This window comes from Ramlibacter sp., assembly GCF_041916345.1.
Classification (GTDB): Bacteria; Pseudomonadota; Gammaproteobacteria; order Burkholderiales; family Burkholderiaceae_C; genus Ramlibacter.
Genome location: NZ_JAYRZR010000065.1, coordinates 1 through 23,765, shown reverse-complemented (window position 1 = coordinate 23,765; position 23,765 = coordinate 1). Strand labels below are relative to the sequence as shown.

Here is a 23,765-nt window from a genome sequence, read left to right as displayed (position 1 = left end):
CGGGGTGGGCAGACACACTAGCATAGATGGGATGGTGACCAGCCCGCTTCAAGTGCTGCACGCCGCCGAGCGGCCCGTGGCCGGCGCGGCGCCACTGCCGCGCCTGCTGATCGCCGGCGCCACCGGCGCGCTCGGGTCCGAGATGGTGCGTCGCCTCGCCGGCTCCGGCCGCTTCGCCCATACCCAGGTGCTGGCGCGCGAGCCGCTGCGCGAAGGCTTGCGGGCGGTGCGGACGACGCTCGTGCCGGGTGATGACCCGCCCGCCTGGCCGGCCGCGGCGGCCGACGTGGCGGTGGTGCTGTTCGATCCCCCGCGGCTGTTCCATGACCGCGAGCGCGCGCTGTGGACGCCCGCCCCCTCGCACCTGCCGGCCCTGGCCGCGTGGCTGCATGCCAGCGGCGTGCGCACGGTGGCGGTGGTGCTGCCGCATGCGCCGGGGCGCCTGCCCGAGGCCCTGAAGCGCGGCCTCGCCAGCCTGGACGAGCACACGGTGGCGGCGCAGGGCTTCGATCGCCTGCTGATCCTGCGTTCGGCGCGCAAGCCCGGCGCCGAGCCCGCCGGCAGCCTGCCGGTGCGCCTGGCCTCGGGCTTGCTGGGCGTGCTGCGCTACATGGTGCCCACGCGCGATCAGCCGGTGCGTGCCGCGTGCGTGGCCGACCTGCTGGCCCATGCGCTGCGGCTCGCGCCGCCCGGCATCCACGTGGCCACGCCGGAGCAGGTGTGGCAGGCCGCCCAGGGCGATGCCGAGGGCGTGGCGCGCCAATGGCTGCAGCCCGCGCCCTGAGCGCGCGAACAGGCACAATCGCGGGCAAGGAACCCCACATCCATGCGTAGGCCTCCTCTCCAGGCAGCCAGCCTCGACGGTGACGCCGACGAGGTGGAGGCCGCGTTCTACGAAGCCCTGCAGACCGGCGACATCGACAAGCTCATGGCCTGCTGGGCCGACGAGGACGACATCTTCTGCATCCACCCGGGCGGTCCGCGCGTGGTGGGCGTCAATGCCATCCGCGCCACCTTCGAGGCCATGTTCACCAACGGGGGCGCCATCCGCGCGTTTCCGCAGGCGGTGCGCAAGGTCGTCTCGGTGGCCAGCTGCGTGCACAACCTGCTGGAGCGGGTGGAAGTGCTCACGCCCGAAGGGCCCACGCAGGCCTGGGTGATCGCCACCAACGTGTACCACCGCACCGCCCACGGCTGGCGCATGGTGGCGCACCATGCCAGCCCCGGCACGACCAGCGACATCCAGGAGATCGCGGGTCCGCCGGCCGTGCTGCATTGAAGCGCCTGATCCACCCAGGGTGCGTGCGATGAATGCCTATCGCGCGCCGTGGTGGCTGCCCGGCGGCAACCTGCAGACCATCTGGCCCGCCCTGTTCGGCCGCCGCACGACCGGTGAGCCCCCGCACTACCGGCGCGAGCGCTGGACGACGCCGGACGCCGACTTCCTGGATGTCGACTGGCTGCTGGGGGCGCCGGCTGGCGCGCCGCTGCTGGTGCTGTTCCACGGGCTCGAAGGCTCCTCCCGCAGCCACTACGCGGAGGCCTTCGCCGACGAGTGCGCCCGGCTCGGGCTCGCCTTCGCCGTGCCGCACTTCCGCGGCTGCAGCGGCGAGCTGAACCGCGCCCCGCGGGCCTACCACTCGGGCGACCACCAAGAGATCGGCTGGATCCTCGACCGCATGCGTGAGCACCATGCCGGCCCGCTGCTCGCCGTGGGCATCTCGCTCGGCGGCAACGCGCTCATGCGCTGGGCCGGCGAGCATGGCGAGGCCGCCGCCCGCCGCGTGCAGGCCATTGCCTCGGTGTGCTCCCCGCTCGATCTCGCGGCGGGCGGCCACGCCATCGGGCGCGGCTTCAACCGGCTCGTCTACACCACCATGTTCCTGCGCTCGATGAAGCCGAAGGCGCTGCGCAAGTGGGCGCAGCATCCGGGCCTGTTCGACCGCGAGGCGCTGCTCGCCGCGCGCGACCTGTACGAGTTCGACAACGTGTTCACCGCGCCCCTGCACGGCTTCGCGGGGACCGAGGACTACTGGACGCGCGCCTCGGCCAAGCCGCTGCTGCATCGCATCCGCGTGCCGGCGCTGGCGCTGAACGCCCGCAACGACCCCTTCATCCCGGCGGACAGCCTGCCACGGCCGGACGAGGTGGGACCCTGCGTCACGCTGTGGCAGCCGGCGCATGGCGGCCACGTGGGCTTTCCGGATGGGGCCGTGCCACCCGGCGACGTGCTGGCGATGCCGCGTGCGGTGGCGGCGTGGCTGCTGGCGGCCGCGGGTCTGGGCGCGGCGCCGCGCGGGTAGCCGCGCTCAGGGCGTGGGCGGCCGGCTGACCGCTGCCACCGGCAGGGCCGGGGTCAGTTTCTGCGGTGACGCCGCAGCCGCGGCCGCGGCGGAGGCGGCCGCCGCCGGAGGCAGCACGCCCGGCACGGCCGGCGGCCAGCCTACCTCGCTCGCCAGCCGCGGCTTGCCGATGGGCGCGGCCGCCAGGCCCTTGCGCACCGCGGCCAGGTCTTCCTCGCTCGGGTACTGGTTCAGCAGCCAGTAGTCGAAGATGCGGCGTGCAATCGGCGCCGCATGCGCAGCGCCGAAGCCGGCGTTCTCCACCACGGCGGCGATCACGATCTTCGGGTCCTCCGCCGGCGCGAAGGCGATGTAGAGCGAGTGGTCGCGCTGGTGCTCCTCCAGCTTCGTGGCGTTGTACTTCTCGCGCTGGCCGATGGTCACCGCCTGGGCGGTGCCGGTCTTGCCGCCCGAGAGGTAGCCGGCGCCGGCGAACACGCGGGTGGAAGTGCCGCCCTGCGTGACGCCGACCATGGCCTTGCGCACCAGCGCCATGTGATCGGGCTTCAGCGGCAGCGTCTCGGGCTGCTCGCGCGGCACCGGCACGCGCTGCCGGGTGAGGGCGTCCTGCGTGGCGATCACCAGGTGCGGCCGGTGCTTGACGCCGTCGTTGGCCAGCACCGCCGTCGCCTGCGCGAGCTGCAGCATGGTGAAGCTGTTGTAGCCCTGGCCAATGCCCAGCGAGATGGTCTCGCCCGCATACCAGCGCTTCTGCTCGGGCCGGCGGTAGTAGTTGCGCTTCCACTCCTGGCTGGGCAGCACGCCGCGCACCTCGCCGAAGATGTCGATGCCGGTGATCTGGCCGAAGCCCAGCGGCTTCATGAAGTCGTGCATCAGGTCCACGCCCATCTCGTTGGCCAGCGAGTAGTAGTAGACGTTGCTCGATTTCACGATGCTGGCGTGCAGGTCCACCGGGCCCAGGCCGGTGTCGCCATGGCTGCGGAACACGTGGCCGCCGAAGCTCCAGGAGCCACCGTCCATGATGACCTGCGTGGCCGAGCGCTTGCCGGTGGTGAGCGCGCCCAGCGCCATGAAGGGCTTGTAGGTGGAGCCGGGCGGGTAGGTGCCGCGCAGCGCGCGGTTGAGCAGCGGCTTGTCGATGGAGTCGTTCAGCATCGCCCAGTTCTCGCTGTCGATGCCGTCCACGAACAGGTTGGGGTCGAAGGTGGGCTTGGAGACGAAGGCCAGCACCTCGCCGCTCTTCGGGTCCAGCGCCACCAGCGCGCCGCGGCGCTCGCCGTACATGTCTTCCACCAGCCGCTGCAGCTTGATGTCGATCGACAGCACCACCGTGTTGCCCGGCGTCGCCGCGCTGCTGGCGAGCTTGCGCACCGCGCGCCCGCCGGCGGAGGTCTCCACCTGCTCCACGCCGGTGGTGCCGTGCAGCGTCTTCTCGAAGCTCTGCTCCACGCCCAGCTTGCCGATGTACTCGGTGCCGCGGTAGTTGGCCTGCTCTTCCTCGGGCCATTCCTCGATCTGGCGCTTCTCGGCCAGGTTGATGCGGCCGATGTAGCCGATCACGTGGCTGGCCAGCTCGCCCCAGGGGTAGTTGCGGAACAGGCGCGCCTTGATGTCCACGCCCGGGAAGCGGAAACGCTGCGCGGCGAAGCGCGCCACCTCCTCGTCGCTCAGCTTGGTGCGGATGGGAATCGAGTCGATGCTCTTGGACTCCTCCTGCAGCTTGCGGAAGCGCCGCTTGTCGCGTGCCTGGATCTCGATGATGTGGCCCAGCTCCTCGATCACCTGGTCCAGCGGGCGATCCAGGCGGGAAGGCTGGATCTCCAGCGTGTAGGCCGAGTAGTTGCTCGCCAGCACGATGCCATTGCGGTCGACGATGAGGCCGCGGTTGGGCACGATGGGCACGATGGCCGTGCGGTTGGCCTCCGCCTGCTCGGCCAGCTCGTCGTGGCGCACCACCTGCAGCCACACCAGCCGCGCGGCCAGCAGCGCGAAGCAGGCCAGCACCACCACGCTCGCGGCGAGGATGCGGCCGCGAAAGCGCGACAGGTCGGCCTCGATGTTGCGCAGCTCGGTCATGCGGGGCTACAGCGGCCGGTGGGTGTCCGGATCGGGCGCGCGTCGCTGCGGCAGCAGCAGCAGCACGCTCGCCACCGGCCACAGCGCGGCCTCGAGCAGCGGCGCGAGCAGCAGCGACAAGCCGGGGAAGCTGCCGCCGGCGGCGAGGCGGATCGTCACCTCGATGGCGTGCGCGGCCACGAACAGCGGCAGCACCTGCACCGCCTGCGAGGGCACGGGGAACCACAGCAGGCGGCGGTGGATGGTGATCGCGAAGTAGCTGAGCGCGGTGTAGGCCAGGGCATGCTGGCCCAGCAGCGCGGCACCGTGCACGTCGACCGCCAGGCCGAACACGAAGGCCGCCACCACGCCCACCCGCAGCGGCTGGTGCACGTTCCAGAACACCAGCACCAGCGCCAGGAAGTCCGGCATCCAGGGGTTGCGGCCCAGGGGCAGCATGTTCAGCAGCAGCGCCATCACCAGCGTGAACCAGATGAACAGCGGATTGGCCGGCAGCAGCAGCGGCTGGCCCGGGCGCATGATCATGGCAGCGGGCTCCTCATCGGCGGGCGCCGCGCTTCTGCGCGGGGGTGGCGTCCTCGGGCGCGGCGGGGCGCGGCGGCATCTGCTGCGCGCCCAGCGGCTGCAGCACCATGACATGCCGCGCGCCCTCCACGCTGGCCTGCGGATGGCAGGCGATGCGCGCGAAGGCGGAGTCGGGCCGGCGCTCCACGCGGTCCACCCGCGCCACCGGCAGGCCGGGCGGGTACACGCCGTCGACGCCGCTGGTGGTGAGCAGGTCGCCCGACTGCACGTCGGCGTTGGCGGCCATGTAGCGCAGCTCCAGCCCGCCGGCGCCGTGCGGCGCGGGCTCGCCGTAGGCGATGCCGCGTGCCCCGGTGCGGGTGTTCAGCACCGGGATCGCCTGCTCGCGGTCGGTCACCAGCGTCACCTCGCTCACCAGCGGGTGCACGCGCGTCACCTGGCCCAGCACGCCGTTGGCGTCGATCACCGGCGAGCCGGCCGCCACGCCTTGCGCCAGCCCCTTGTCGATGATGACCTTGCGGGTGTACGGGTCGGCGGCGTCGTACAGCACCTCCGCGGCCATGCCGGCCACCGGGCTGCGCTCACGCAGGGCCAGCAGGTCGCGCAGGCGGGCGTTCTCCAGCGTGAGCTGCTCCACCTGCACCGCCCGCTGCGCCTGCTCCACCAGCTGGCGGCGCGCCGTGGCCTCGCTCGCCTGGGCCTGGCCCAGGTCGGCGAAGTAGCTGCCGGCCGAACGCAGCGCCACCACCGGCCGCATGGCCAGCCACTGGGCGGGGTAGAGCACGGCCGCGATGGCCGCGCGCAAGGGCTGGGTGATGCGGAAACGCGCGTCCGCCACCATCAGGAAGAGGGCGAGCGCGCTGCACACCATCAGCTTGGACAGCGCCGACGGCCCCTGCTTGAAGAAGGGGGGCGGGGCGCGGTCGAGGGTGCCAAGCGGCATGAGGTGACTTCGCTTCGCTCAGGTGCGCGGGCGCGCCAGGGTCCAGCCGCTCATTGTGTCATCGACGGGCGGGCCGGTCATGCCCGCCGGGCGGGTGCACGGGGCCTATTCGCTGGTGAAGATCGAGCCCAGGCGCTCCATGCGCTCCAGCGCGATGCCGCAGCCGCGCACCACGCAGGTCAGCGGGTCCTCGGCCACCAGCACGGGCAGGCCGGTTTCCTCGGCCAGCAGGCGATCCAGGTCGCGCAGCAGCGCGCCGCCGCCGGTGAGCATCATGCCGCGTTCGGCGATGTCGGCGCCCAGCTCGGGCGGCGTCTGCTCCAGCGCGTTCTTGACGGCCGACACGATGTTGTTCAGCGGGTCGGTCAGTGCCTCCAGCACCTCGTTGCTGCTGATGGTGAAGCTGCGCGGCACACCCTCGGAGAGGTTGCGGCCCTTGACTTCCATCTCCTTCACCTCGCTGCCGGGGAAGGCGGAGCCGATCTGCTTCTTGATGGCCTCGGCGGTGGGCTCGCCGATCAGCATGCCGTAGTTGCGGCGGATGTAGCTGATGATGGCCTCGTCGAACTTGTCGCCGCCCACGCGGACGCTGCCCTTGTAGACCATGCCGCCGAGGGAGATGACGCCCACCTCGGTGGTGCCGCCGCCGATGTCGACCACCATGGAGCCGGAGGCCTCGGAGACGGGCAGGCCGGCGCCGATGGCCGCGGCCATGGGCTCCTCGATCAGGTACACCGTGCTGGCGCCGGCGGCCTCGGCGGCGTCCTTGATGGCGCGCCGCTCCACCTGGGTCGAGCCGCAGGGCACGCAGATGATGATGCGCGGGCTGGGGGTGAGCAGCGAGCGCGGGTGCACCATCTTGATGAACTGCTTGATCATCTGCTCGGTGATGATGAAGTCGGCGATCACGCCGTCCTTCATCGGGCGGATCGCCTCGATGTTGCCGGGCACCTTGCCCAGCATGGCCTTGGCTTCGCGGCCGACCGCCTGGATCACCTTCTTGCCGTGCGGGCCGCCCTCGTGGCGGATCGCCACCACCGAGGGCTCGTCGAGAACGATGCCCTTGTCGCGGGCGAAGATCAGGGTGTTGGCCGTGCCGAGGTCGATCGCCAGGTCGGTGGACAAATAGCGTCGGAATGCTCCGAACATGGGGTGAAATCCTCGTTTCTGCTGCGAAATCGGCCGCTTACGCGGCCGACGCACCGGGCCTCGCGCGGGGCGCGGGCCGAAGGCGGGATAATACCCGATCGCCTGTGGCGGACCGCCCGTTCTAGAGGCGCTGAACCAATCGTTGTATCTCGTCGCGAACGAGACCTTCCCACCATGTCACTCACCCCCCAAGACATCGGCCGCATCGCCCATCTGGCCCGGCTGGAGCTGAGCCCGGCGGAAAGCGAGCGCATGCTCTCCCAGCTCAACGGCTTCTTCGACATCGTCGAGCGCATGCGCGCGGTGGACACCGCCGGCATCCAGCCGCTCAGCCATCCGGTCGAGGCCGTGCAGGCCGTCGCCCTGCGCCTGCGTGACGACGTGGCCAGCGAACCGAACGACCGCGAGGCCAACCAGCGCAGCGCGCCGGCGGTGGAGCGCGGCCTGTTCCTGGTGCCGAAGGTGATCGAATGAGCGGCGCCCTGCATGATCTGGGCGTGGCCGCGCTCGCCGCGAGGCTGAAGGCCCGCGAGGTCTCCGCGGTCGAGGCCGCGCAGCACTTCCTCGCCCGCAGCCGCGCGCACCAGGCCCTGGGCGCCTACCTGGCCGAGGACGAAGCCGTGACCCTCGCCCAGGCCGCCGCCGCCGATGCGCGCCTCGCGGCCGGCGACACCGCGCCCCTGCTGGGCGTGCCCATCGCGCACAAGGACATCTTCGTCACGAAGGACTTCCCCAGCACCGCCGGCTCGAAGATGCTGGCGGGCTACCGCTCGCCCTTCGACGCGACCGTGGTGCGCCAGCTGGCCGAGGCCGGCATGGTGAGCCTGGGCAAGCTGAACTGCGACGAGTTCGCCATGGGCTCGTCGAACGAGAACTCCGCCTTCCAGCCGGCGAAGAACCCGTGGGACGCGACCCGCGTGCCCGGTGGCTCTTCGGGTGGCAGCGCGGTGGCCGTGGCCGCGGGCCTGGCGCCGGCCGCCACCGGCACCGACACTGGCGGCTCCATCCGCCAGCCGTCCAGCTTCTGCGGCATCACCGGCATCAAGCCCACCTATGGCCGCGCCTCGCGCTACGGCATGATCGCCTTCGCTTCCAGCCTCGATCAGGCCGGCCCGATGGCGCGTTCGGCGCAAGACTGCGCGCTGCTGCTGTCGGCGATCTGCGGGCCGGACCCGGACCGCGACTCGACCTCGCTCGACGTGCCGGCGGAGGACTTCTCGCGCGGCCTCGGTGACTCGCTGCAGGGCCTGCGCATCGGCGTGCCGAAGGAGTTCTTCGGTGAGGGCCTCGCGGCCGACGTGCGCGCCGTCATCGACGCCGCGCTGGCCGAGTACGTGAAGCAGGGCGCCACGCTGGTGCCGATCTCGCTGCCGCGCACCGAGCTGGCCATCCCCGTCTACTACATCATCGCGCCGGCGGAGGCGTCGTCCAACCTCAGCCGCTTCGACGGCGTGAAGTTCGGCCACCGCGCCGCTCAGCACGGCGACCTGCTGGACATGTACAAGAAGACCCGTGCCGAAGGCTTCGGCGACGAGGTGAAGCGCCGCATCATGATCGGCGCCTACGTGCTCTCGCATGGCTACTACGACGCCTACTACCTGCAGGCGCAGAAGATCCGCCGCATGATCGCGGACGACTTCCAGCAGGCGTTCAAGACCTGCGACGTGATCGCCGGCCCGGTGGCGCCCACGGTGGCCTGGCATCTGGGCGACCACGGCAATGACCCGCTGGCCGACTACCTGGCGGACATCTTCACGCTGCCGGCGTCGCTGGCCGGCCTGCCCGGCATGAGCGTGCCGGCTGGCTTCGGCGAGGGCGGCATGCCCGTCGGCCTGCAGCTCATTGGCAACTACTTCAGTGAGGCGAAGCTGCTGAACGCGGCGCATCGCTTCCAGCAGGCGACGGATTTCCACCTGCGCCGGCCGGCGGGGTACTGATCATGACGAGCAAACTCATCCACGGCTGGGAAGTCGTCATCGGCTTCGAGACCCACGCCCAGCTTTCCACCCAGAGCAAGATCTTCAGCCGCGCGCCCACCGCCTTCGGCGCCGAGCCCAACACGCAGGCCTGCGCGGTGGACCTGGCCCTGCCCGGCACACTGCCGGTGATGAACCGCGGCGCCGTCGAGCGCGCCATCCGCTTCGGCCTGGCCATCGGCGCGCACGTGGCGCCGCGCAGCATCTTCGCGCGCAAGAACTACTTCTACCCCGATCTGCCCAAGGGCTACCAGATCAGCCAGTTCGAGATCCCGGTGGTGCAGGGCGGCGAGGTGTCGTTCTACCTCGGCGACGAGAAGAAGACGGTGCGCCTGGTGCGCGCGCACCTGGAGGAAGACGCCGGCAAGTCGCTGCACGAGGACTTCGTGGGCCAGAGCGGCATCGACCTCAACCGCGCCGGCACGCCGCTGCTGGAGATCGTGACCGAGCCCGACATGCGCTCGTCCGACGAGGCGGTGGCCTACGCCAAGGAGCTGCACAAGATCGTCACCTGGATCGGCATCTGCGACGGCAACATGCAGGAAGGCAGCTTCCGCTGCGACGCCAACGTCTCGGTGCGCCGCCCCGGTCAGCCGTTCGGCACCCGCCGCGAGATCAAGAACCTCAACTCCTTCCGCTTCATGAAGGAGGCGATCGACTTCGAGGTGCGCTGGCAGATCGAGCAGCTGGAGGACGGCCATGCCATCGAGCAGGCCACCGTGCTGTTCGACCCCGACACCGGCGAGACGCGTGCGATGCGGACCAAGGAAGACGCGGCTGACTACCGCTACTTCCCCGATCCCGACCTGCCGCCGCTGGTGATCGCGCCCGAATGGATCGAGCGCGTGCGCGCCGACATGCCCGAGCTGCCGCGTGCGATGGCCGCGCGCTTCGTCGCCGACTACGGCCTGCCCGAATATGACGCCACCACGCTCACGCAGAGCCAGGCCATGGGCGCCTACTTCGAGGCCGCCGCCCGTGCCTGCGGCCAGCCCAAGCTGGCCAGCAACTGGGTGATGGGGGAGGTGTCGCGGCGCCTGAACGCGCAGGACATCGTGATCGAGCAGGCGCCGGTGGATGCCGCCACGCTGGCAAAGCTGATCACGCGCATCCAGGATGGCACGGTATCCAACAATGCCGCGCGCCAGGTGTTCGATGCGCTGTGGACGGGCGAGGGCAAGGACGTCGACACCCTCATCGAGGCCAAGGGCCTGAAGCAGATGAACGACAGTGGCGCGCTGGAGGCCATCGTCGACGAGGTCATCGCCGCCAACCCCGCCAACGTGGAGCAGATCCGCGCCGGCAAGGACAAGGCGTTCAACGCGCTGGTGGGTCAGGCCATGAAGGCCAGCAAGGGCAAGGCCAATCCGCAGCAGGTGGGGGATCTGCTGCGGCGCAAGCTGGGCCTGGGCTGACCCCGCGGTGCCCGGGCGCCCCGGCTACTTCTTCGCCGGGGCAGGCGTGGCCGCCGTGGTGGCGGCCGGCGCGGGCGCCGGTGCAGCCAGCGGCGGGGGCGCCCACAGCACCTTGAGCTTCTTCAGCTCCTCGTCGAAGCGCTGGTTGGCGCGCTTCTTCTCTTCTTCCTGGTTGGCGATGAAGTTCTGCTGGCCCTGGATCAGCTTGTCGTTCTCGTCGAGTTCGCGCTTGAGCTTCAGCGGCATCTTCGACGGATCCTTGGCGTAGAACTCCGTCTCCACCATCAGCTTGCGGCGCTGCTCGTAGAGATCGGCCAGGCGGCGGTTGGCGGCCTTGATCACCTCGCCCAGCGAGGCCAGCGCCTTCTGGCGCTCCAGGTCGTGGGCGGCCTGGTTGGGGTAGCGGGCGATCAGGGCGCGGTCGCGGCGCTTGTCTTCCGCCGCGCGCTTGCGTTCCTCGATCTCGGCGCGCTGCTTTTCCTCCAGCGCGGCGCGCTCGGTGGCCGTGAGCGACGGGCCCAGGGTGCGGCGCACGGTGCCGCTGCCGGAAAGCTCTTTCTGCTCACGGTCGATGCACTCCTGGATAGGGCGGTCCGAGGTGAGGCGGCGCCCCTGCGAGTCGACGCAGGTGTAGATGCCCTTCTGCGCCCAGGCGCCCGCCGCCCCGGTGCCGAGCACCAGGGTTGCCGCGATGAGGGACCAGGATGTCTGCATGCCGCGATGGAAGGTCAGGAGACGCCGTAGCGCTCGCGGTAGGCCAGCACCCGCGCGTGGTGCTCGCCCAGCGCGTCGCCAGCGTGCTGTTGCAGATACTGGAGCAAATCGGCCAGGCACGCAATCGCGCACACCTGCAACCCCAGGCGCTCGCGGACATACTGCACCGCGCTCCACGGCACGTCCTGCCCGGCCTCGGTGGCCTTTTCCTGCCGGTCCAGGGCGATCGCCACCGCGTGCGGCGTGGCGCCGGCGGCCTGGATGAGGGCGATGGATTCGCGCGCGGCGGTGCCGGCGGACATGACGTCGTCCACGATCAGCACGCGGCCGCGCACCGGGGCGCCCACCAGCGTGCCGCCCTCGCCGTGGTCCTTGGCTTCCTTGCGGTTGAAGGCGTAGGGCACGTTGCGGCCCAGGCGGGCCAGTTCGATCACCACCGCGGCGGCCAGCGGGATGCCCTTGTAGGCGGGGCCGAAGATCATGTCGAACTCGATGCCCGAGGCGATCAGCCGGCGTGCATAGAATTGCGCCAGCCGCCCCAGCTTGGCGCCGTCGTCGAACAGGCCGGCGTTGAAGAAGTAGGGCGACAGGCGCCCGGCCTTGGTCTTGAACTCGCCGAAGCGCAGCACGCCCGCCTCGACCGCGAACGCCACGAATTCCTGCGCCAGTTCGTCCTGGCCATCCGACACCGCCATGGGATCTTCCTTGTTCCGACTCACCAGCCTCAATCTCAACGGCATCCGCTCGGCGGCCAGCAAGGGCGTGGAGGCATGGATCGCGAAGACGAAGCCCGATTGTATTTGCGTGCAGGAGGTCAAGGCCCAGGCGCCGGATGTGGCTGGCAAGCTCGATGCGCTGGCCGGGCGCAAGGGGCACTTCCACTTCGCCGAGAAGAAGGGCTACTCCGGTGTGGGCGCGTTCACGAAGCACGAGCCGAGCGACGTGATCGTGGGCTTCGGCTCGAAGGAGTTCGACGCCGAGGGCCGCTGGGTGGAACTGCGCTTCGACAAGCCGGGACGCAAGCTCTCCCTCATCAGCTGCTACTTCCCCAGCGGCTCCTCGGGGGAGGACCGCCAGCAGGCCAAGTTCCGTTTCCTCGCGGAGATGGAGCCGCACCTCGCGAAGCTGAAGAAGAAGCGCGAGTTCATCCTCTGCGGCGACGTCAACATCGCCCACCGCGAGCAGGACCTGAAGAACTGGCGCAGCAACCAGAAGAACAGCGGCTTCCTGCCCGAGGAGCGCGCGTGGATGACGCACCTGCTCACGCACACCGGGCTGGTCGACGTGTATCGGCAGCTTCAGCCCGAGACCACCGACGCCTGCTACACGTGGTGGAGCAACCGCGGCCAGGCCTGGGCCAACAACGTGGGGTGGCGGCTGGACTACCACCTGGCCACGCCGGCGCTCGCCGAGCTGGCCCGCAAGGAAACGATCTACAAGGCCGAGCGCTTCTCGGACCACGCGCCGATCACCATCGACTACGAGCTGAAGCTCTGAGGGCGCTGGCCGCCTCAGGCCGCCAGCGCCTGCAGCGCCGCGATGGCGTGCCGCACCTTGGCCGGCTGCGCGTCGCGGCGCGGCGTGACCAGGTGCACCGGCAGACGCGGCAGGGCCCAATCGGCCAGCAGGGGCACCAGCGTGCCGGCGGCCAGTTCCCCGCGCACCTCGGGCTCGGGCTGGATCGCGATGCCCAGGCCTTCCAGCGCGAAGGCGCGGGCGGTGATCATGCTGCTGGTGCCCACCCGTCCGCGCAGGGGCACGCGCTCGGTCACGCTGCCGCGGGTGAAGGGCAGGCCGTCGGCGGCGCCCGGCAGGCCGGCCACGATCAGGTCGTGCCGCGGCAAGTCGCGCGGCGTCGTCGGCACGCCGCGGCGCGCCAGGTAGGCCGGCGCGGCGCAGACCACCATGCGCCAGTCACCGAGATGGCGGGCCACCAGGGTTGAGTCGGGCAGCGCCGGTGACACGCGCAGCGCGAGGTCGATGCGCAGCGCCGTCAGGTCCACCCGCTCGTCCTGGAAGAAGAGCTGCAGCGACAGCGCCGGATGCTGCGCCAGCAGTGGCGCAAAGGCCCGGGCCAGCACGCCGCCGGCAAAGCCGCTGGGGGCGGCGATGCGCAGCTCGCCGCTGGGGGTGTCGCGCTGCAGCTCCAGCGCGCGGTTCGCGCGTGCGGCGGCGGCCACCAGATCGCGGCACGCCTCATGGAACACGCTGCCTGCTTCGGTGAGCGTGAGCCGGCGGGTCGTGCGGTGCAGCAGGGCGACGCCATGCGTCTGCTCCAGCCGCCGCACATGCTGGCTCACGGCCGAGGGCGTCATGCCCAAGGCGCGCGCGGCCGCGTTCATGGAGCCGTGCTCGATGACGGCGGCAAAGACCGCCATGCCGCGCAGATCGTCCATTGATTAGCCTGACTTCACGAAGATTGAAGAATCGGGTGGATTATCAATCAGGGGCCAGTCAATCAGACTCTCGGCCATCCCAACCCAACGCTCCCAGGAGTCCTCATGAAGATCGCCCTCATCGGTGCCACCGGCTTCGTCGGCAAGGCCGTGCTCGTCGAACTGCTGGCCCGCGGCCACGCCGTCTCTGCCATCACCTCGCGCCCCGAGCGCGTGCCGCCCGCGCCTGGCCTGACCGCCGTGCGTGGCGACGCGTACGACGCCGCCAGCATCGCCCAGGCGGTGGCCGGTCATGACGCCGTGGTGAGCACCTTCAACCCCGGCTGGGACAAGGCCGACATCCGTGCGCTCTTCGTGCGCGGCCATCAGGGCATTGTGGCCGGCGTCAAGGCGGCCGGCGTGCCGCGCTTCCTGGAGGTGGGCGGTGCCGGCAGCCTGTACGTGGCGCCCGGCCTGCAGCTCATCGACACCCCCGACTTCCCCGCCGTCTACAAGGAGGGCGCCGAGGGCGCCCGGCAGGCGCTCAACCTGCTGCGCGAGGAGCGCGAGCTGGACTGGGTGTTCCTCTCGCCGCCCGCGCTGCTGAAGCCCGGCCCGCGCACCGGCCGCTACCAGGTGGGCGCCGACCAGCTGCTGATGGCGGGCGCGGCACCCGCGAGCATTTCCGACCAGGACCTGGCGGCAGCGATCGTGGACGAGCTGGAGCAGCCGCGCCACCACCGGCAGCGTTTCACCGTGGCCTCGGCCGCCTAGGCCCGCCCCAACCGCCTGGGTCCCCGCCTGCGCGGGGACGACAGGGAGCCGTCACCACTCCACCAGGCTCAGGCCCACGCTCAGCACGGTGCGGCGGCGGTTGTAGTCCAGCAGGCTGTCGCCGTAGCCGGTGAACAGCTGCGTGTGCAACTGCAGGCCGCCCACCGGGCCGTCACCGTCGTCGGCCAGGGCGCGGAACCACTCCAGCCGTACCGATCCCCGGCCCGGCCGATCCAGTGAATGCCGCACCGTCGCCGACAGCAGGTGCCGGCGGCTTGCGTGCCACACGCCGCGCAGTTCCGCGCGGCCCACGTAGTCACTGATGCCCGGGTTGTCGTCGCCGCCACCCTCGGCGGCCCGGCGCCACACCTTCGCATGCAGCTGCCACGGGCCGCGCTCGGCGCCCGCCATCACGTAGGCGCGGTTCCAGCTGCGGGAGAGCGGCAGCGACTGGCCGTTGGACTGGTGCACCAGGCCGAGGCCGCCATAGCGCAGCCGCCAGCGGCCCGGGTCGGCGGATTGCAGCGGCAGCACGTAGATGAACTCCGGCTCGTGGTCGGTGCTGCGGAACGGGCGCGAGAGTTGCGGCGTGAAGATCTGCCAGTACGACTGCTGCGAGTAGGCGAACCACAGCGAATCGTGCCGCTCGTCGCTGCCGCGGGTGAGCAGGCCTTCCGCGATCTTGGTGCGCACCGAGAGCTGCAGCCGCGCCTCGGTGATGCGGTAGTCAGTGGCGCTGGTGGCGTTGTTCTCGGGGTTGCCGGAGGTGGGCTGCCGGTTGATGGCGTCGGCCGTGACCACCGCCATCTCGATCGGCCGGAAGCCGCGGATGCCGAAGGTGCCGCAGCCGGCGCCGCGTTCCAGCTCCCAGTAGCGGGAGAGCTCCGAATACGCGGTGTCGCGGCAGCCCTCCTCGCTGGTCAGACGCAGGCCGCGCGCGGCTTCCTGCACGGCGCGCGCGGCCACGGCGGCGGCGGGTGGCGGCGCGGCGGGCAACGGTGCAGGGGCATGGCTGGGCGCCACCGGCTGGCCTGCGACGGCAGACCGTTGCGATTCGGCCCAGCGGTCGAAGCAGGCCAGGCGGCTGGCGGCGTCGCCGATGGCGGCACAAGCCTGCCAGGCCGGCTGGGACCAGGCGGTGGTCGCCAGCAGCGGCAAGGTGGCGGCCAGCGCGCGCAAGGGGGTGAAGGCGGTTTGCATGCCGGCATCGTAGTGCGTGCGCCATGCGCCGGTGTGTGCGGTGGGGCTGGAACGCTGGGGTTGCGCTGCGCTCCACCGCCAGCCTACGAAAACCCGGTCACGGCTGTTCCCGGAGGCTGGGGCGCAACCCCAGCGATTGCCGCAGCGCGCCGACCCTCACGGCGTTGTCGGGCTCGCGGCGGCAGGCAGACGCAACTCGGCGTGCAAGCCGCCCTGCGGCGCGACGCCCAGCTTGAGGCGGCCGCCGTACAGGCGGGCCAGCTCGTCGCAGATCGCCAGGCCCAGGCCGTTGCCGGGGCGCGAGGTATCGAGCCGCGTGCCGCGCTGGGGCAGGGCCGCGAGCTGTTCCGGCGCGATGCCCGGGCCGTCGTCATCGACGCTCAGGCACAGCCAGGCCCGTCCCGCGTCGCCCTCCATCGAGGTCACGCGCCGCGCCTGCACGCGAACGGCGCTGCGCGCCCACTGCATCGCGTTGTCCATCAGGTTGCCGGCCATCTCCTGCAGGTCCTGCTCGTCGCCGGCGAAGCCGGGCAGGCCATCCGGCAGATCCAGATCGAGGGCCACTTCACGCCCGGCATGCACGCGCCCCAGCACCCGCGCCAGGCCCTGCAGCACCGGCCCTACCGACGTGGCGCCGGCGCCGGGCCGCTGGCCGCCGGCCGCGCGGGCGCGTGCGAGGTGCCAGTCGACATGACGTCGGGCCAGCGCCACCTGCTCGACGATCTGGCGGCCCTGGCTCGCGTGGGGCTCGCCGGCCTGCGCCAGCTGCTCGCCCACCTGCTGCAGCGCGGCCAGGGGCGTCTTCACCGCGTGCGCCAGGTTCCCGGCATGCTGCCGTGCGCGCTCCACCATGTCGCGGTTCAGGTCCAGCACGGCATGGAAGTCGTCCACCAGCGGCTGCACCTCGGCGGGGTAGCGACCTTCGAGGCGGGTGCTGGTGCCGGCACGCATGCGCTCCAGCCCGCGGCGCAGGGCCGTCAATGGCGCCAGGCCGACCGCGACCTGCGCCCAGGCGGCTGCCACCAGCAACGTGAACAGCGCAAGCAGCGACCAGGCCAGCGGCCGCTGGAACGCCGCCTGCGCCGCATCGAGCGGCGCGGTGGAGGCCGCCACCACCACGCGCCACGGCACCGCCCCCGGGCTGTCCGCGCGCACGCTGCGCTCCAGCAGCAGCAGGGGCTCGCCCCCGGGACCTCGTCCTTCGTGCACATGCACCGAGCCGTCCTCGATGGCGTCGGCGGGCAAGGCCAGCGTCTGGTCCCACAGCGAGCGTGAGCGCTGCACGCCCCGCGCCGCCGGCCCGTCGATCTGCCAGTACTGGCCGGAGAAAGGCCTTGACCAGCGCGGGTCGACAAGGCCCTGCGCGGCCACCACGGGCCGGCCCTCGGCATCGAAGTCCACGCGGGCGGTCACCTCGTCCAGCCGCTCGCGCAGCGCCTGCCGGAACTGGCCGTCGGCATGCTCGCGGAACAGGCGCGTGAGTGCCAGGCCCGCCAGCAGCAGCGCCAGGGCCAGCGCGGCAATGGTCGCCGCCAGCAGCCGCCAGCGCAGCGACCGGCCGGCGACCGACGCTGTCATGCGGCGGCCAGCCGATAGCCAAGCCCGCGCACCGTCTCGATCAGCGCCGCGGGCAGCTTGCGCCGCAGGCGGGCGACGAACACCTCGACCGTGTTGGAGTCGCGGTCGAAGTCCTGCGCGTACAGATGCTCGGTCAGCTCCGCGCGTGAGACGACGGTGCCGGGACGATGCATCAGATAGGCCAGCACCTTGTACTCATGGCTGGTCAGCGTGACGGGCTCGCCGTTGCAGGTGACGCGGCCGGCGCGCGTGTCCAGCCGCAGTGGCCCGCAGGTGAGCACCGGCGAGGCCAGGCCCTGCGCACGCCGGATCAGCGCGCGCACACGGGCCAGCAGTTCCTCGGAGTGGAAGGGCTTGGCCAGGTAGTCGTCGGCGCCGGCATCGATGCCGGCCACCTTCTCGTGCCACTGGTCGCGCGCGGTGAGGATCAGCACCGGCGTCTTCACGCCTTCGGCGCGCCAGCGCTGCAGCACGGTCAGGCCGTCCAGCACCGGCAGGCCGAGATCGAGAAGGATGGCGTCGTAGGGTTCCACGCCGCCAAGCTGCCACGCCGCGCGGCCGTCAGCGGCTTCGTCCACGGCGTAGCCGGCCTGCTCCAGCGTGCGGCGCAGCGGCTCGCGCACGGCCGGCTCGTCCTCGACCAGCAGCAGCCGCATCAGCGGGGCTCCCGTGTGCGCAGCACGGCGGCGGTGCGCGCATCCACATCCAGCCGCGCCAGCGTGCCACCCGGGCGCAGCAGCTTCAGCTCATAGATCCAGCGGCCGCGCTTCTGCTCCAGCTCCACCGACAGCACCTGGCCCGGGTCGGTGCGGCTCACGCGCTCCAGCACCGTGGCCAGGGGCAGCACCTCGCCGGCCGCCAGCGCCGCGCGGGCGCGGTCATGGTCCAGGCGGTCGCCATCCGCACGCGCGGCAGCGCCCGCGCCGGCGAGCGGCACGGCCAGCAGGGCGGTGAATAGGCGTCGTGACAGGGACATGGAACCTCCGGGGCATTGTCTCGCGGCGCGGCGGCCGTGACTTGACGTGGCGCATGCTGAGCGCCGCAGCCTGAACGGGAGCTGAACGGCCGCTTCAGCGTGCATGCAGGTGGGGGCTCGCACCATCGCTGCATGAACCGCCTCACTTCCCGCTCCATGGCGATGCGCCCCGTCACGGGGCTGCGCCGGCTGGCCCTGCTGCTGGCCTGCGTCGCGCCCCTGGCGGCAGCCGCCGCCGACACCACAGCGGCCGACCAGCTGGCCCGCTGGAACGCCCAGGCCACCCGGCCCGGCCAGGTGGAGGCAGGTCGTCAGTTCTTCCAGGCGCGCCACGGGCGCGACTGGTCCTGCGCGAGCTGCCATGGCCTGCCGCCCACCACCCAGGGCCGGCACGAAAGCACCGGCAAGCCGATCTCGCCGCTGGCGCCTGCCTTCAACCCGCGCGGCTTCACCGACACCGCCAAGGTGGACAAGTGGTTCCGCCGCAACTGCAACGACGTGGCTGGCCGCGAATGCAGCGCGCAGGAGAAGGCCGACGTGCTGGCCTACCTGCTGAGCCTGAAGCCCTGAACCCCTGGGAAGCCCCATGACGCAGACATCTGCCTTGTCCATCCGCCTGGCTGGTGCGGCGGTCGCCGCACTGGCCGCGCTTTTCGCCACTTCTGTCCATGCCGACAGCGGCCGTCTCATGCCGCGCGACGCCCCCGCCGCCTATGCCCAGGAATGCGCAAGCTGCCACTCGGCCTACCCGCCCGGGCTGCTGCCGGCCGCATCGTGGCAGCGCATCATGACCGGGCTCGACCATCACTATGGCGCCGACGCCTCGCTGGACGCCACCACGGTGCATGACCTGTCGCGCTGGCTGCAGGCGAACGCGGGCACCTACAAGCGGGTGCGCGGTGCACCGCCCGAGGACCGCATCACCCGCGCCGACTGGTTCGAGCGCAAGCACCGCAAGCTGGATGCGGGTGTGTGGAAGCACGCCAGCGTGCGCTCGGCCGCCAACTGCGCTGCCTGCCACCCGGGTGCCGACCGCGGCGACTACGACGACGACGGCGTGCGGCTGCCGGCCGGCCTCTCCGCCGCATCGCGCACCTGGTGGCGCGACTGACCCCCTGATCCATCGACCCACGGAGTCCCCATGACGACCACCACTTCGCCGCATGCCGGCCAGCCCGGCGCCCTGCCGGCGGCGCCGGCCACCCGGCGCACGATCGACGCGCCCACGCGCATGTTCCACTGGCTGCTGGCGCTCAGCTTCCTCGGCGCCTATGTCACGGCCGAGGCCGAGCGCTGGCGTGCGCTGCACGTGAGCCTGGGCTACGCGATGGCGGGGCTGCTGGCCTTCCGCCTGATCTACGCCTTCTTCGGGCCGCCGACCCTGCGCCTGTCCGCGCTCGGCGCGCGCGCCATGGCGCCGGTCCGCTGGCTGCGCGGCCTGCGGGGTCTGCGCGGCGACGTCACGGCCTGGGCCGCTCAGGCGCGCCAGGTGTCACCGCTGGTGCTGGGGCTCTCCATGGTGCTGCTGCTGGGCTTGATCGTGCCGCTGGCCGCGAGCGGCATCGTGGTCTTTCATGACGGCCCCGAGTGGATGGAGGAGGTGCACGAGTTCCTGGGCAACGCGATGCTGCTCGCGGTGGCCGCGCACCTGGCGGCGCTGCTCGTGGAGAGCCTCCGCCGCCGCCGCAACCTGGCGCAGCCGATGCTCACCGGCCGGATCGAAGGCCGCGGCCCCGATCTGGCGAAGCACAACCGCGCCTGGCTGGCCGTCGCGCTGCTGGCCGCCGTGTTCGCCTGGTTCGCGTGGGAGTGGCAGGCCGCGCCGAACGGCCTGCTGCCCACCGATGCCGGCCGCGCACGCATCGAGCGGCACCATCACGATCACGACGACTGACGCCGGCGGCCTGTGGCAGGCTGTCGCGCCCCTCAGGGGAGGCGCCGCAGCACGAAGCCGCGCCCCTTCTCCTCGCCCTCCGCCTTCCAGGTGCCGCGGATCTCGCGGCCGCAGGAGCCCGCCACCACGTCACCCAACCAGGTGGCCGAGATGCGCTGGCCGTCGGCGGATTCCTCCAGCGTCAGCTCCCCGTTCTCGATGTCGCCGACGATCTGCCCGCGGGTGCCATTGCGGTTGATCGCGCCGGCCAGGCTCTGCGCATAGCGCGGGTGCTGCTCGATCAGCAGCGTGGCGCCCTGCCACAGGCCCTCGAACTCGGCGCGCCACAGGCCGAACAGCTCTGTGTGCGTCACGGCCTGCGCGGCCGGGCAGGCGGCGGGTGACGAAGCCGGCGCTGCGGGCGCGGCCGCGGTCTGCGCTCGGACGGGCGTCGACACGCACAGGCTCGCGCCCAGCAGGCACGCGAGTGCCACGCCACGCCATTCGCGGGGGATCTGACATCGGAACTTCAAGATGGAGGAACTATAGTGGCTCGGCACGGTGTACCCTGTGCCCGAACGCGTCCGCCGCCGGCGTGGCGCGCGATCCGCCAACCCTTCAAGGAGAGAACCATGGGCTTCTTCAGCAAGATCCTCGACAAGCTGGGCTTCGACGCCGGCGCCGGCAAGGTCGCCGAGATGTTGAACGCGCCGGTGCCGATGCCCGCGGGCAAGCCGCCCACCGCGCCGATGGACGCACCTGCGCAGGCCATCCCCGTGGTCGACGTGGTGGCGATCCTGGAAAAGAAGGCCGCCGCCAGCGGCCAGAAGCTGAACTGGCGCACCAGCATCGTCGACCTGCTCAAGCTGCTCGATCTGGACAGCAGCCTCGCGGCGCGCAAGGAACTGGCCGCCGAGCTGAACGTGCGCGCCGGCGCCGATGGCACCGCGGAGCAGAACATCGCCCTGCACAAGGCGGTGCTGTCGAAGCTGGCCGCCAATGGCGGCAACGTGCCCAAGGAACTGCTGGACTGAGCGGCCATGGACATCCGTGACCTGCTCGCCCAGACGGGCGGCTTCGGCGCCATGGCCCGCGAGCTGGGCGTGAGCGAGGACCAGGCTGCGCGCGGCGCCGAGGCGCTGCTGCCCGCGGTGCTGGGCGGCTTCAAGAAGCAGGCCCAGGCGCAGCCCGCCGGGCTGGAGGGCCTGGGCGGCCTGCTCGGGCAGCTGGGCGGCGGCGGCCTGCTGGACAACCTGCTCTCGCCCGAGCCCACCGACACCGGCCGCGGCAACGACGTGCTGGGACAGATCTTCGGCGGCAAGGACGTGAGCCGCGCGGTGGCCTCGCAGGCTGCCTCGCAATCCGGCCTGAGCCCGGACCTGCTGAAGAAGATGCTGCCGATGCTGGCCATGCTGGTGGCCGGCTTCATGGCGAAGCAGGGCGGTGGTGCCGCCGCGCCCGCCGCGCCGGCTGGCGGCCTGGGGGACTTGCTGGGCGGACTGCTCGGCGCGGCCACGGGTGGCGGCGCGCGCGCGGCCCCTGCCGGTGGCGGCCTCGGCGGCCTGGGTTCGCTGATCGACATGAACGGCGATGGCAACGCGCTGGACGACATCCTGCGCATGGCCGGCAAGGCGATGCGCTGAGCGTCGTCGTCCCCGCGCAGGCGGGGACCCAGGGGATGCTGGCCCGCTGAGACCTGAACGACATGAGTGCCCCCCGCCCGCCCCTCGACGTGGCCATCGTCGGCGCCGGCCTCGCCGGCCTCATCCACCTGCACTACGCGCGGCTTGCCGGGCTGGAAGCCCGCGTGTTCGAGGCGCAACCGGCCGTGGGCGGGCTCTGGCGCTGGCTGCCCGCCTGGCAGGACATCCAGATCAGCCCGGTCGACTGGACGGTGGGCGACATGCCCATCGGCGGGGCCGAGCAGCCGCACATCCTGGCCAACATCGAAAGCTGGGCCATCCGCTTCGGCCTGGCGGACGGGCTGGCGCTGGGCTGCCCGGTGCAGGCGCGGCATGACGGCAGCGCCTGGGTGCTGGAGACGCCGCAGGGGCCGGTGCGTGCGCGCCACCTCGTGGCCGCCACGGGCGCGCACAACCGGCCGCTGGTGCCCGCCGTGGCGCGGTCTGCCGTCACGCTGCGCGAACTGCATTCCAGCGCCCTGCAGGCCCCGGCTGACCTGCGCGGGCAGGACGTGCTGGTGGTGGGCGGTGGCGCCTCGGCGTTCGACCTGATCGACCAGGCCCTGCAGCAAGAGGCGCGGCGCGTGCAGTGGGTGCATCGCGGTCTCAAGTGGTTCCTGCCGACGAACAAGCCCAAGCACATCGCCGGCAGCGTGCGCGGCTTCTCGCGCCTGCAGATGAGCGGCCTGAGCGTGGACCAGCAGAACGAGGCCATGCGCGCCGACATGCTGGGGCGCTACGCGAAGTTTGGTATCCAGGCGCTGCAGCCGGCGCAGCCCTTCGACCTGCGGCACGACCAGCTGATCCCGGGCCGGCCGCGCCTGCTGGCCGCCTTCGCCTCCATCGAGCGGCACAGCGGCACGGTGGCGGCCATCGAGGGCCGCGCCGTCACGCTGGACGATGGCACGCGGCTCGAGGCCGACGTGCTGCTCTGGGGCACCGGCTATGCGCTCGACCTGGGCTGGATCGAGGTGCCCGCGCTGCAACGCCTGCGCACCGTCAACGAATTGGTGGGCCGCTGCGGTTGCCTGGTGCGTAGCCTCGACGCGCTAGACCTGTACGCGCCCGGCGTGGGCCTCGACGGCGTGGGGGCCACCTCATGGGCCTATGCGCACATGGCGCGCACGATCATGTCGCACATCCGCGGCACGGCGCAGCTCGACCTGGCGCCGGTGGGGCACAAGGTGAACCACTTCGACCTGATCCGGTATCTGGCGCCGCGTGACCCGGGCAGCTTTGCACCGGATTGGGAGCAGCAGTACCGTCGCATCGCGCTGGAGACGCCGGATGACGTGGCGTATCCGATGCCCTGAGCCGCAGCCTCACCCCTTCGCCGCCGCCGCTTCCGCCGCCTGCGCGCTCTTCTTCGCGAACTCCGCCCGCAGCGCCTTCAGCTTCTCGCGCGGGTCTTCCTTCACCGTGGTCTTGTCCAGTGCCATCTCGGCGATGAAGCGGCTGGGCTGGGCGCTCACGGTCTCGCGGCCCTTCTTGCGCTTCTTCGTCCAGCTCACGGCCAGTGAGCGCTGCGCGCGGGTGATGCCCACGTACATCAGGCGCCGCTCCTCCTGCAGGCGCTGCAGGATGGAGTCATTCACGACCTTGCCGCCTTCGTCCTCCGGCTTGAAGGGCAGCAGGCCCTCCACGCAGCCAGCGAGGACGACGTGCGGCCACTCCAGGCCCTTGGCCGCATGCAGGGTGGAGAGCGTCACCACGTTCTGCTCCTGCTCGCGCTCGCTGATGGTCGACAGCAGCGCGATGGTCTGCGCCACCTCCAGCAGGTTCTTCCGCTCGCTCGTGAGCGAGACGCCCGCGGTGTCGTCGATCTCGCCGCCGCAGCGCTTGGCCATCCAGTCACAGAAGTCCAGCACGTTGGTCCAGCGCGCGGCGGCGAGCTTCTCGCTGTCCTCGCTGTCGTACAGGTGCTTCTCGTAGCCGATGTCCTTCAGCCACTCCAGCAGGAACGCCAGCGCGTCCTCCGCGCCCACCGTGTGCCGGGCGCGGTACTCCAGGTCGTTTACGAAGCGGCCGAACTCGTGCAGGCTGCCCACCGCCTTGGCCGGCAGGGCCGCGCCGAGCGAACTGGAGAACAGCGCCTCGAACAGGCTCAGCTTGTACTTGCTGGCGAAGGTGCCCAGGTTCTGCAGCGTGGTGTGGCCGATGCCGCGCTTGGGCGTGGTCACCGCGCGCAGGAAGGCCGGGTCATCAT

At 71.6% G+C, this 23,765-nt stretch carries 27 protein-coding genes; 14 read left to right on the top strand and 13 right to left on the bottom strand.

Going from position 1 to position 23,765, the window contains the following annotated elements; genetic code table 11:
- Positions 1 to 31 precede the first annotated feature (31 nt).
- The 3 genes from ACE3T5_RS15530 to ACE3T5_RS15520 are packed head-to-tail and all read left to right on the top strand — an operon-like array spanning position 32 to position 2,303.
- The gene (locus ACE3T5_RS15530; protein WP_374668984.1) at positions 32 to 784 is read left to right on the top strand and encodes a hypothetical protein; all 753 of its coding nucleotides are present in this window, start codon (positions 32 to 34) and stop codon (positions 782 to 784) included.
- 42 nt (positions 785 to 826) lie between these two features.
- The gene (locus ACE3T5_RS15525) at positions 827 to 1,279 is read left to right on the top strand and encodes a nuclear transport factor 2 family protein (RefSeq protein ID WP_374668983.1); all 453 of its coding nucleotides are present in this window, start codon (positions 827 to 829) and stop codon (positions 1,277 to 1,279) included.
- Positions 1,280 to 1,307: 28 nt separating this feature from the next.
- On the top strand, positions 1,308 to 2,303 hold the full coding sequence (locus ACE3T5_RS15520) for a YheT family hydrolase (RefSeq protein ID WP_374668982.1): 996 nt from the start codon (positions 1,308 to 1,310) through the stop codon (positions 2,301 to 2,303).
- Positions 2,304 to 2,309: 6 nt separating this feature from the next.
- Here ACE3T5_RS15520 and mrdA read toward each other — a convergent pair whose 3' ends face one another.
- The 4 genes from mrdA to ACE3T5_RS15500 all read right to left on the bottom strand — a co-directional run bounded on the left by mrdA (position 2,310) and on the right by ACE3T5_RS15500 (position 6,996).
- On the bottom strand, positions 2,310 to 4,379 hold the full coding sequence (mrdA, locus tag ACE3T5_RS15515; protein WP_374668981.1) for a penicillin-binding protein 2: 2,070 nt from the start codon (positions 4,377 to 4,379) through the stop codon (positions 2,310 to 2,312).
- A gap of 6 nt (positions 4,380 to 4,385) precedes the next feature.
- Positions 4,386 to 4,904, bottom strand: a complete 519-nt coding sequence (gene mreD, locus ACE3T5_RS15510) for a rod shape-determining protein MreD (RefSeq protein WP_374668980.1) — start codon at positions 4,902 to 4,904, stop codon at positions 4,386 to 4,388.
- A 13-nt stretch (positions 4,905 to 4,917) separates the two neighbouring features.
- A complete protein-coding gene (gene mreC, locus ACE3T5_RS15505; RefSeq protein WP_374668979.1) occupies positions 4,918 to 5,847 on the bottom strand; it encodes a rod shape-determining protein MreC in 930 nt (309 codons plus the stop codon).
- A gap of 105 nt (positions 5,848 to 5,952) precedes the next feature.
- Positions 5,953 to 6,996, bottom strand: coding sequence for a rod shape-determining protein (locus tag ACE3T5_RS15500; protein WP_374668977.1), 1,044 nt, complete (start codon positions 6,994 to 6,996; stop codon positions 5,953 to 5,955).
- A 174-nt stretch (positions 6,997 to 7,170) separates the two neighbouring features.
- On the opposite strand from ACE3T5_RS15500, the gene gatC reads away from it, so the two are divergent.
- From gatC to gatB, 3 genes are read left to right on the top strand one after another with little or no spacing between them, the layout of a single operon-like run.
- Positions 7,171 to 7,470 (top strand): Asp-tRNA(Asn)/Glu-tRNA(Gln) amidotransferase subunit GatC, encoded by a 300-nt coding sequence (gene gatC / locus ACE3T5_RS15495; protein ID WP_374668976.1) that lies wholly within the window; start codon positions 7,171 to 7,173, stop codon positions 7,468 to 7,470.
- Complete coding sequence (gatA, locus tag ACE3T5_RS15490) at positions 7,467 to 8,933, top strand: Asp-tRNA(Asn)/Glu-tRNA(Gln) amidotransferase subunit GatA (RefSeq protein WP_374668975.1); 1,467 nt, start codon at positions 7,467 to 7,469, stop codon at positions 8,931 to 8,933. The genes gatC and gatA overlap by 4 nt, the downstream gene beginning before the upstream one ends.
- 2 nt (positions 8,934 to 8,935) lie before the next feature.
- Entirely contained in the window at positions 8,936 to 10,387 is a 1,452-nt protein-coding gene (gatB, locus tag ACE3T5_RS15485; RefSeq protein WP_374668974.1) for an Asp-tRNA(Asn)/Glu-tRNA(Gln) amidotransferase subunit GatB, read from the top strand.
- A 24-nt stretch (positions 10,388 to 10,411) separates the two neighbouring features.
- Here the strand turns inward: gatB and ACE3T5_RS15480 are convergent, their stop codons facing one another.
- On the bottom strand, positions 10,412 to 11,101 hold the full coding sequence (locus tag ACE3T5_RS15480; RefSeq protein ID WP_374668973.1) for a DUF4124 domain-containing protein: 690 nt from the start codon (positions 11,099 to 11,101) through the stop codon (positions 10,412 to 10,414).
- 14 nt (positions 11,102 to 11,115) lie between these two features.
- The gene (pyrE, locus tag ACE3T5_RS15475; protein WP_374668972.1) at positions 11,116 to 11,796 is read right to left on the bottom strand and encodes an orotate phosphoribosyltransferase; all 681 of its coding nucleotides are present in this window, start codon (positions 11,794 to 11,796) and stop codon (positions 11,116 to 11,118) included.
- A 10-nt stretch (positions 11,797 to 11,806) separates the two neighbouring features.
- Here pyrE and ACE3T5_RS15470 point away from each other — a divergent pair, with 10 nt between their 5' ends.
- On the top strand, positions 11,807 to 12,598 hold the full coding sequence (locus tag ACE3T5_RS15470) for an exodeoxyribonuclease III (RefSeq protein WP_374668971.1): 792 nt from the start codon (positions 11,807 to 11,809) through the stop codon (positions 12,596 to 12,598).
- 14 nt (positions 12,599 to 12,612) lie between these two features.
- On the opposite strand, the gene ACE3T5_RS15465 is transcribed toward ACE3T5_RS15470, so the two are convergent.
- Positions 12,613 to 13,497, bottom strand: coding sequence for a LysR family transcriptional regulator (locus tag ACE3T5_RS15465; protein WP_374668969.1), 885 nt, complete (start codon positions 13,495 to 13,497; stop codon positions 12,613 to 12,615).
- A gap of 105 nt (positions 13,498 to 13,602) precedes the next feature.
- Here ACE3T5_RS15465 and ACE3T5_RS15460 point away from each other — a divergent pair, with 105 nt between their 5' ends.
- On the top strand, positions 13,603 to 14,250 hold the full coding sequence (locus ACE3T5_RS15460) for an NAD(P)-dependent oxidoreductase (protein ID WP_374668968.1): 648 nt from the start codon (positions 13,603 to 13,605) through the stop codon (positions 14,248 to 14,250).
- Between the two features lie 51 nt (positions 14,251 to 14,301).
- Here ACE3T5_RS15460 and ACE3T5_RS15455 read toward each other — a convergent pair whose 3' ends face one another.
- The 4 genes from ACE3T5_RS15455 to ACE3T5_RS15440 form a co-directional block, all read right to left on the bottom strand.
- Positions 14,302 to 15,450 carry a phospholipase A gene (locus ACE3T5_RS15455; protein WP_374668967.1) on the bottom strand — a complete coding sequence of 383 codons (1,149 nt, stop codon included), beginning with the start codon at positions 15,448 to 15,450 and terminating at the stop codon, positions 14,302 to 14,304.
- Positions 15,451 to 15,606: 156 nt separating this feature from the next.
- The gene (locus tag ACE3T5_RS15450) at positions 15,607 to 17,028 is read right to left on the bottom strand and encodes a sensor histidine kinase (RefSeq protein ID WP_374668966.1); all 1,422 of its coding nucleotides are present in this window, start codon (positions 17,026 to 17,028) and stop codon (positions 15,607 to 15,609) included.
- The gene (locus ACE3T5_RS15445) at positions 17,025 to 17,684 is read right to left on the bottom strand and encodes a response regulator transcription factor (protein WP_374668965.1); all 660 of its coding nucleotides are present in this window, start codon (positions 17,682 to 17,684) and stop codon (positions 17,025 to 17,027) included. Before ACE3T5_RS15445 ends, ACE3T5_RS15450 begins: the two co-directional genes overlap by 4 nt.
- Positions 17,684 to 18,004, bottom strand: coding sequence for a PepSY domain-containing protein (locus ACE3T5_RS15440; RefSeq protein WP_374668964.1), 321 nt, complete (start codon positions 18,002 to 18,004; stop codon positions 17,684 to 17,686). The genes ACE3T5_RS15445 and ACE3T5_RS15440 overlap by 1 nt, the downstream gene beginning before the upstream one ends.
- 132 nt (positions 18,005 to 18,136) lie before the next feature.
- Here ACE3T5_RS15440 and ACE3T5_RS15435 point away from each other — a divergent pair, with 132 nt between their 5' ends.
- The 3 genes from ACE3T5_RS15435 to ACE3T5_RS15425 are packed head-to-tail and all read left to right on the top strand — an operon-like array spanning position 18,137 to position 19,898.
- Positions 18,137 to 18,574, top strand: a complete 438-nt coding sequence (locus tag ACE3T5_RS15435; protein WP_374668963.1) for a DUF1924 domain-containing protein — start codon at positions 18,137 to 18,139, stop codon at positions 18,572 to 18,574.
- Between the two features lie 16 nt (positions 18,575 to 18,590).
- A complete protein-coding gene (locus ACE3T5_RS15430) occupies positions 18,591 to 19,115 on the top strand; it encodes a diheme cytochrome c (RefSeq protein WP_374668962.1) in 525 nt (174 codons plus the stop codon).
- A 30-nt stretch (positions 19,116 to 19,145) separates the two neighbouring features.
- Positions 19,146 to 19,898, top strand: coding sequence for a cytochrome b/b6 domain-containing protein (locus ACE3T5_RS15425; protein ID WP_374668961.1), 753 nt, complete (start codon positions 19,146 to 19,148; stop codon positions 19,896 to 19,898).
- A gap of 32 nt (positions 19,899 to 19,930) precedes the next feature.
- Here the strand turns inward: ACE3T5_RS15425 and ACE3T5_RS15420 are convergent, their stop codons facing one another.
- Positions 19,931 to 20,410 carry a hypothetical protein gene (locus tag ACE3T5_RS15420; protein ID WP_374668960.1) on the bottom strand — a complete coding sequence of 160 codons (480 nt, stop codon included), beginning with the start codon at positions 20,408 to 20,410 and terminating at the stop codon, positions 19,931 to 19,933.
- Between the two features lie 99 nt (positions 20,411 to 20,509).
- On the opposite strand from ACE3T5_RS15420, the gene ACE3T5_RS15415 reads away from it, so the two are divergent.
- The 3 genes from ACE3T5_RS15415 to ACE3T5_RS15405 all read left to right on the top strand — a co-directional run bounded on the left by ACE3T5_RS15415 (position 20,510) and on the right by ACE3T5_RS15405 (position 22,872).
- Positions 20,510 to 20,911, top strand: a complete 402-nt coding sequence (locus ACE3T5_RS15415; protein ID WP_374668959.1) for a DUF3597 domain-containing protein — start codon at positions 20,510 to 20,512, stop codon at positions 20,909 to 20,911.
- A gap of 6 nt (positions 20,912 to 20,917) precedes the next feature.
- Complete coding sequence (locus ACE3T5_RS15410; protein ID WP_374668958.1) at positions 20,918 to 21,520, top strand: DUF937 domain-containing protein; 603 nt, start codon at positions 20,918 to 20,920, stop codon at positions 21,518 to 21,520.
- Between the two features lie 62 nt (positions 21,521 to 21,582).
- Positions 21,583 to 22,872 carry an NAD(P)-binding domain-containing protein gene (locus ACE3T5_RS15405; protein ID WP_374668957.1) on the top strand — a complete coding sequence of 430 codons (1,290 nt, stop codon included), beginning with the start codon at positions 21,583 to 21,585 and terminating at the stop codon, positions 22,870 to 22,872.
- A gap of 9 nt (positions 22,873 to 22,881) precedes the next feature.
- On the opposite strand, the gene ACE3T5_RS15400 is transcribed toward ACE3T5_RS15405, so the two are convergent.
- A partial coding sequence (locus ACE3T5_RS15400) for a 3'-5' exonuclease (protein ID WP_374668956.1) occupies positions 22,882 to 23,765 on the bottom strand: 884 nt, incomplete at its 5' end.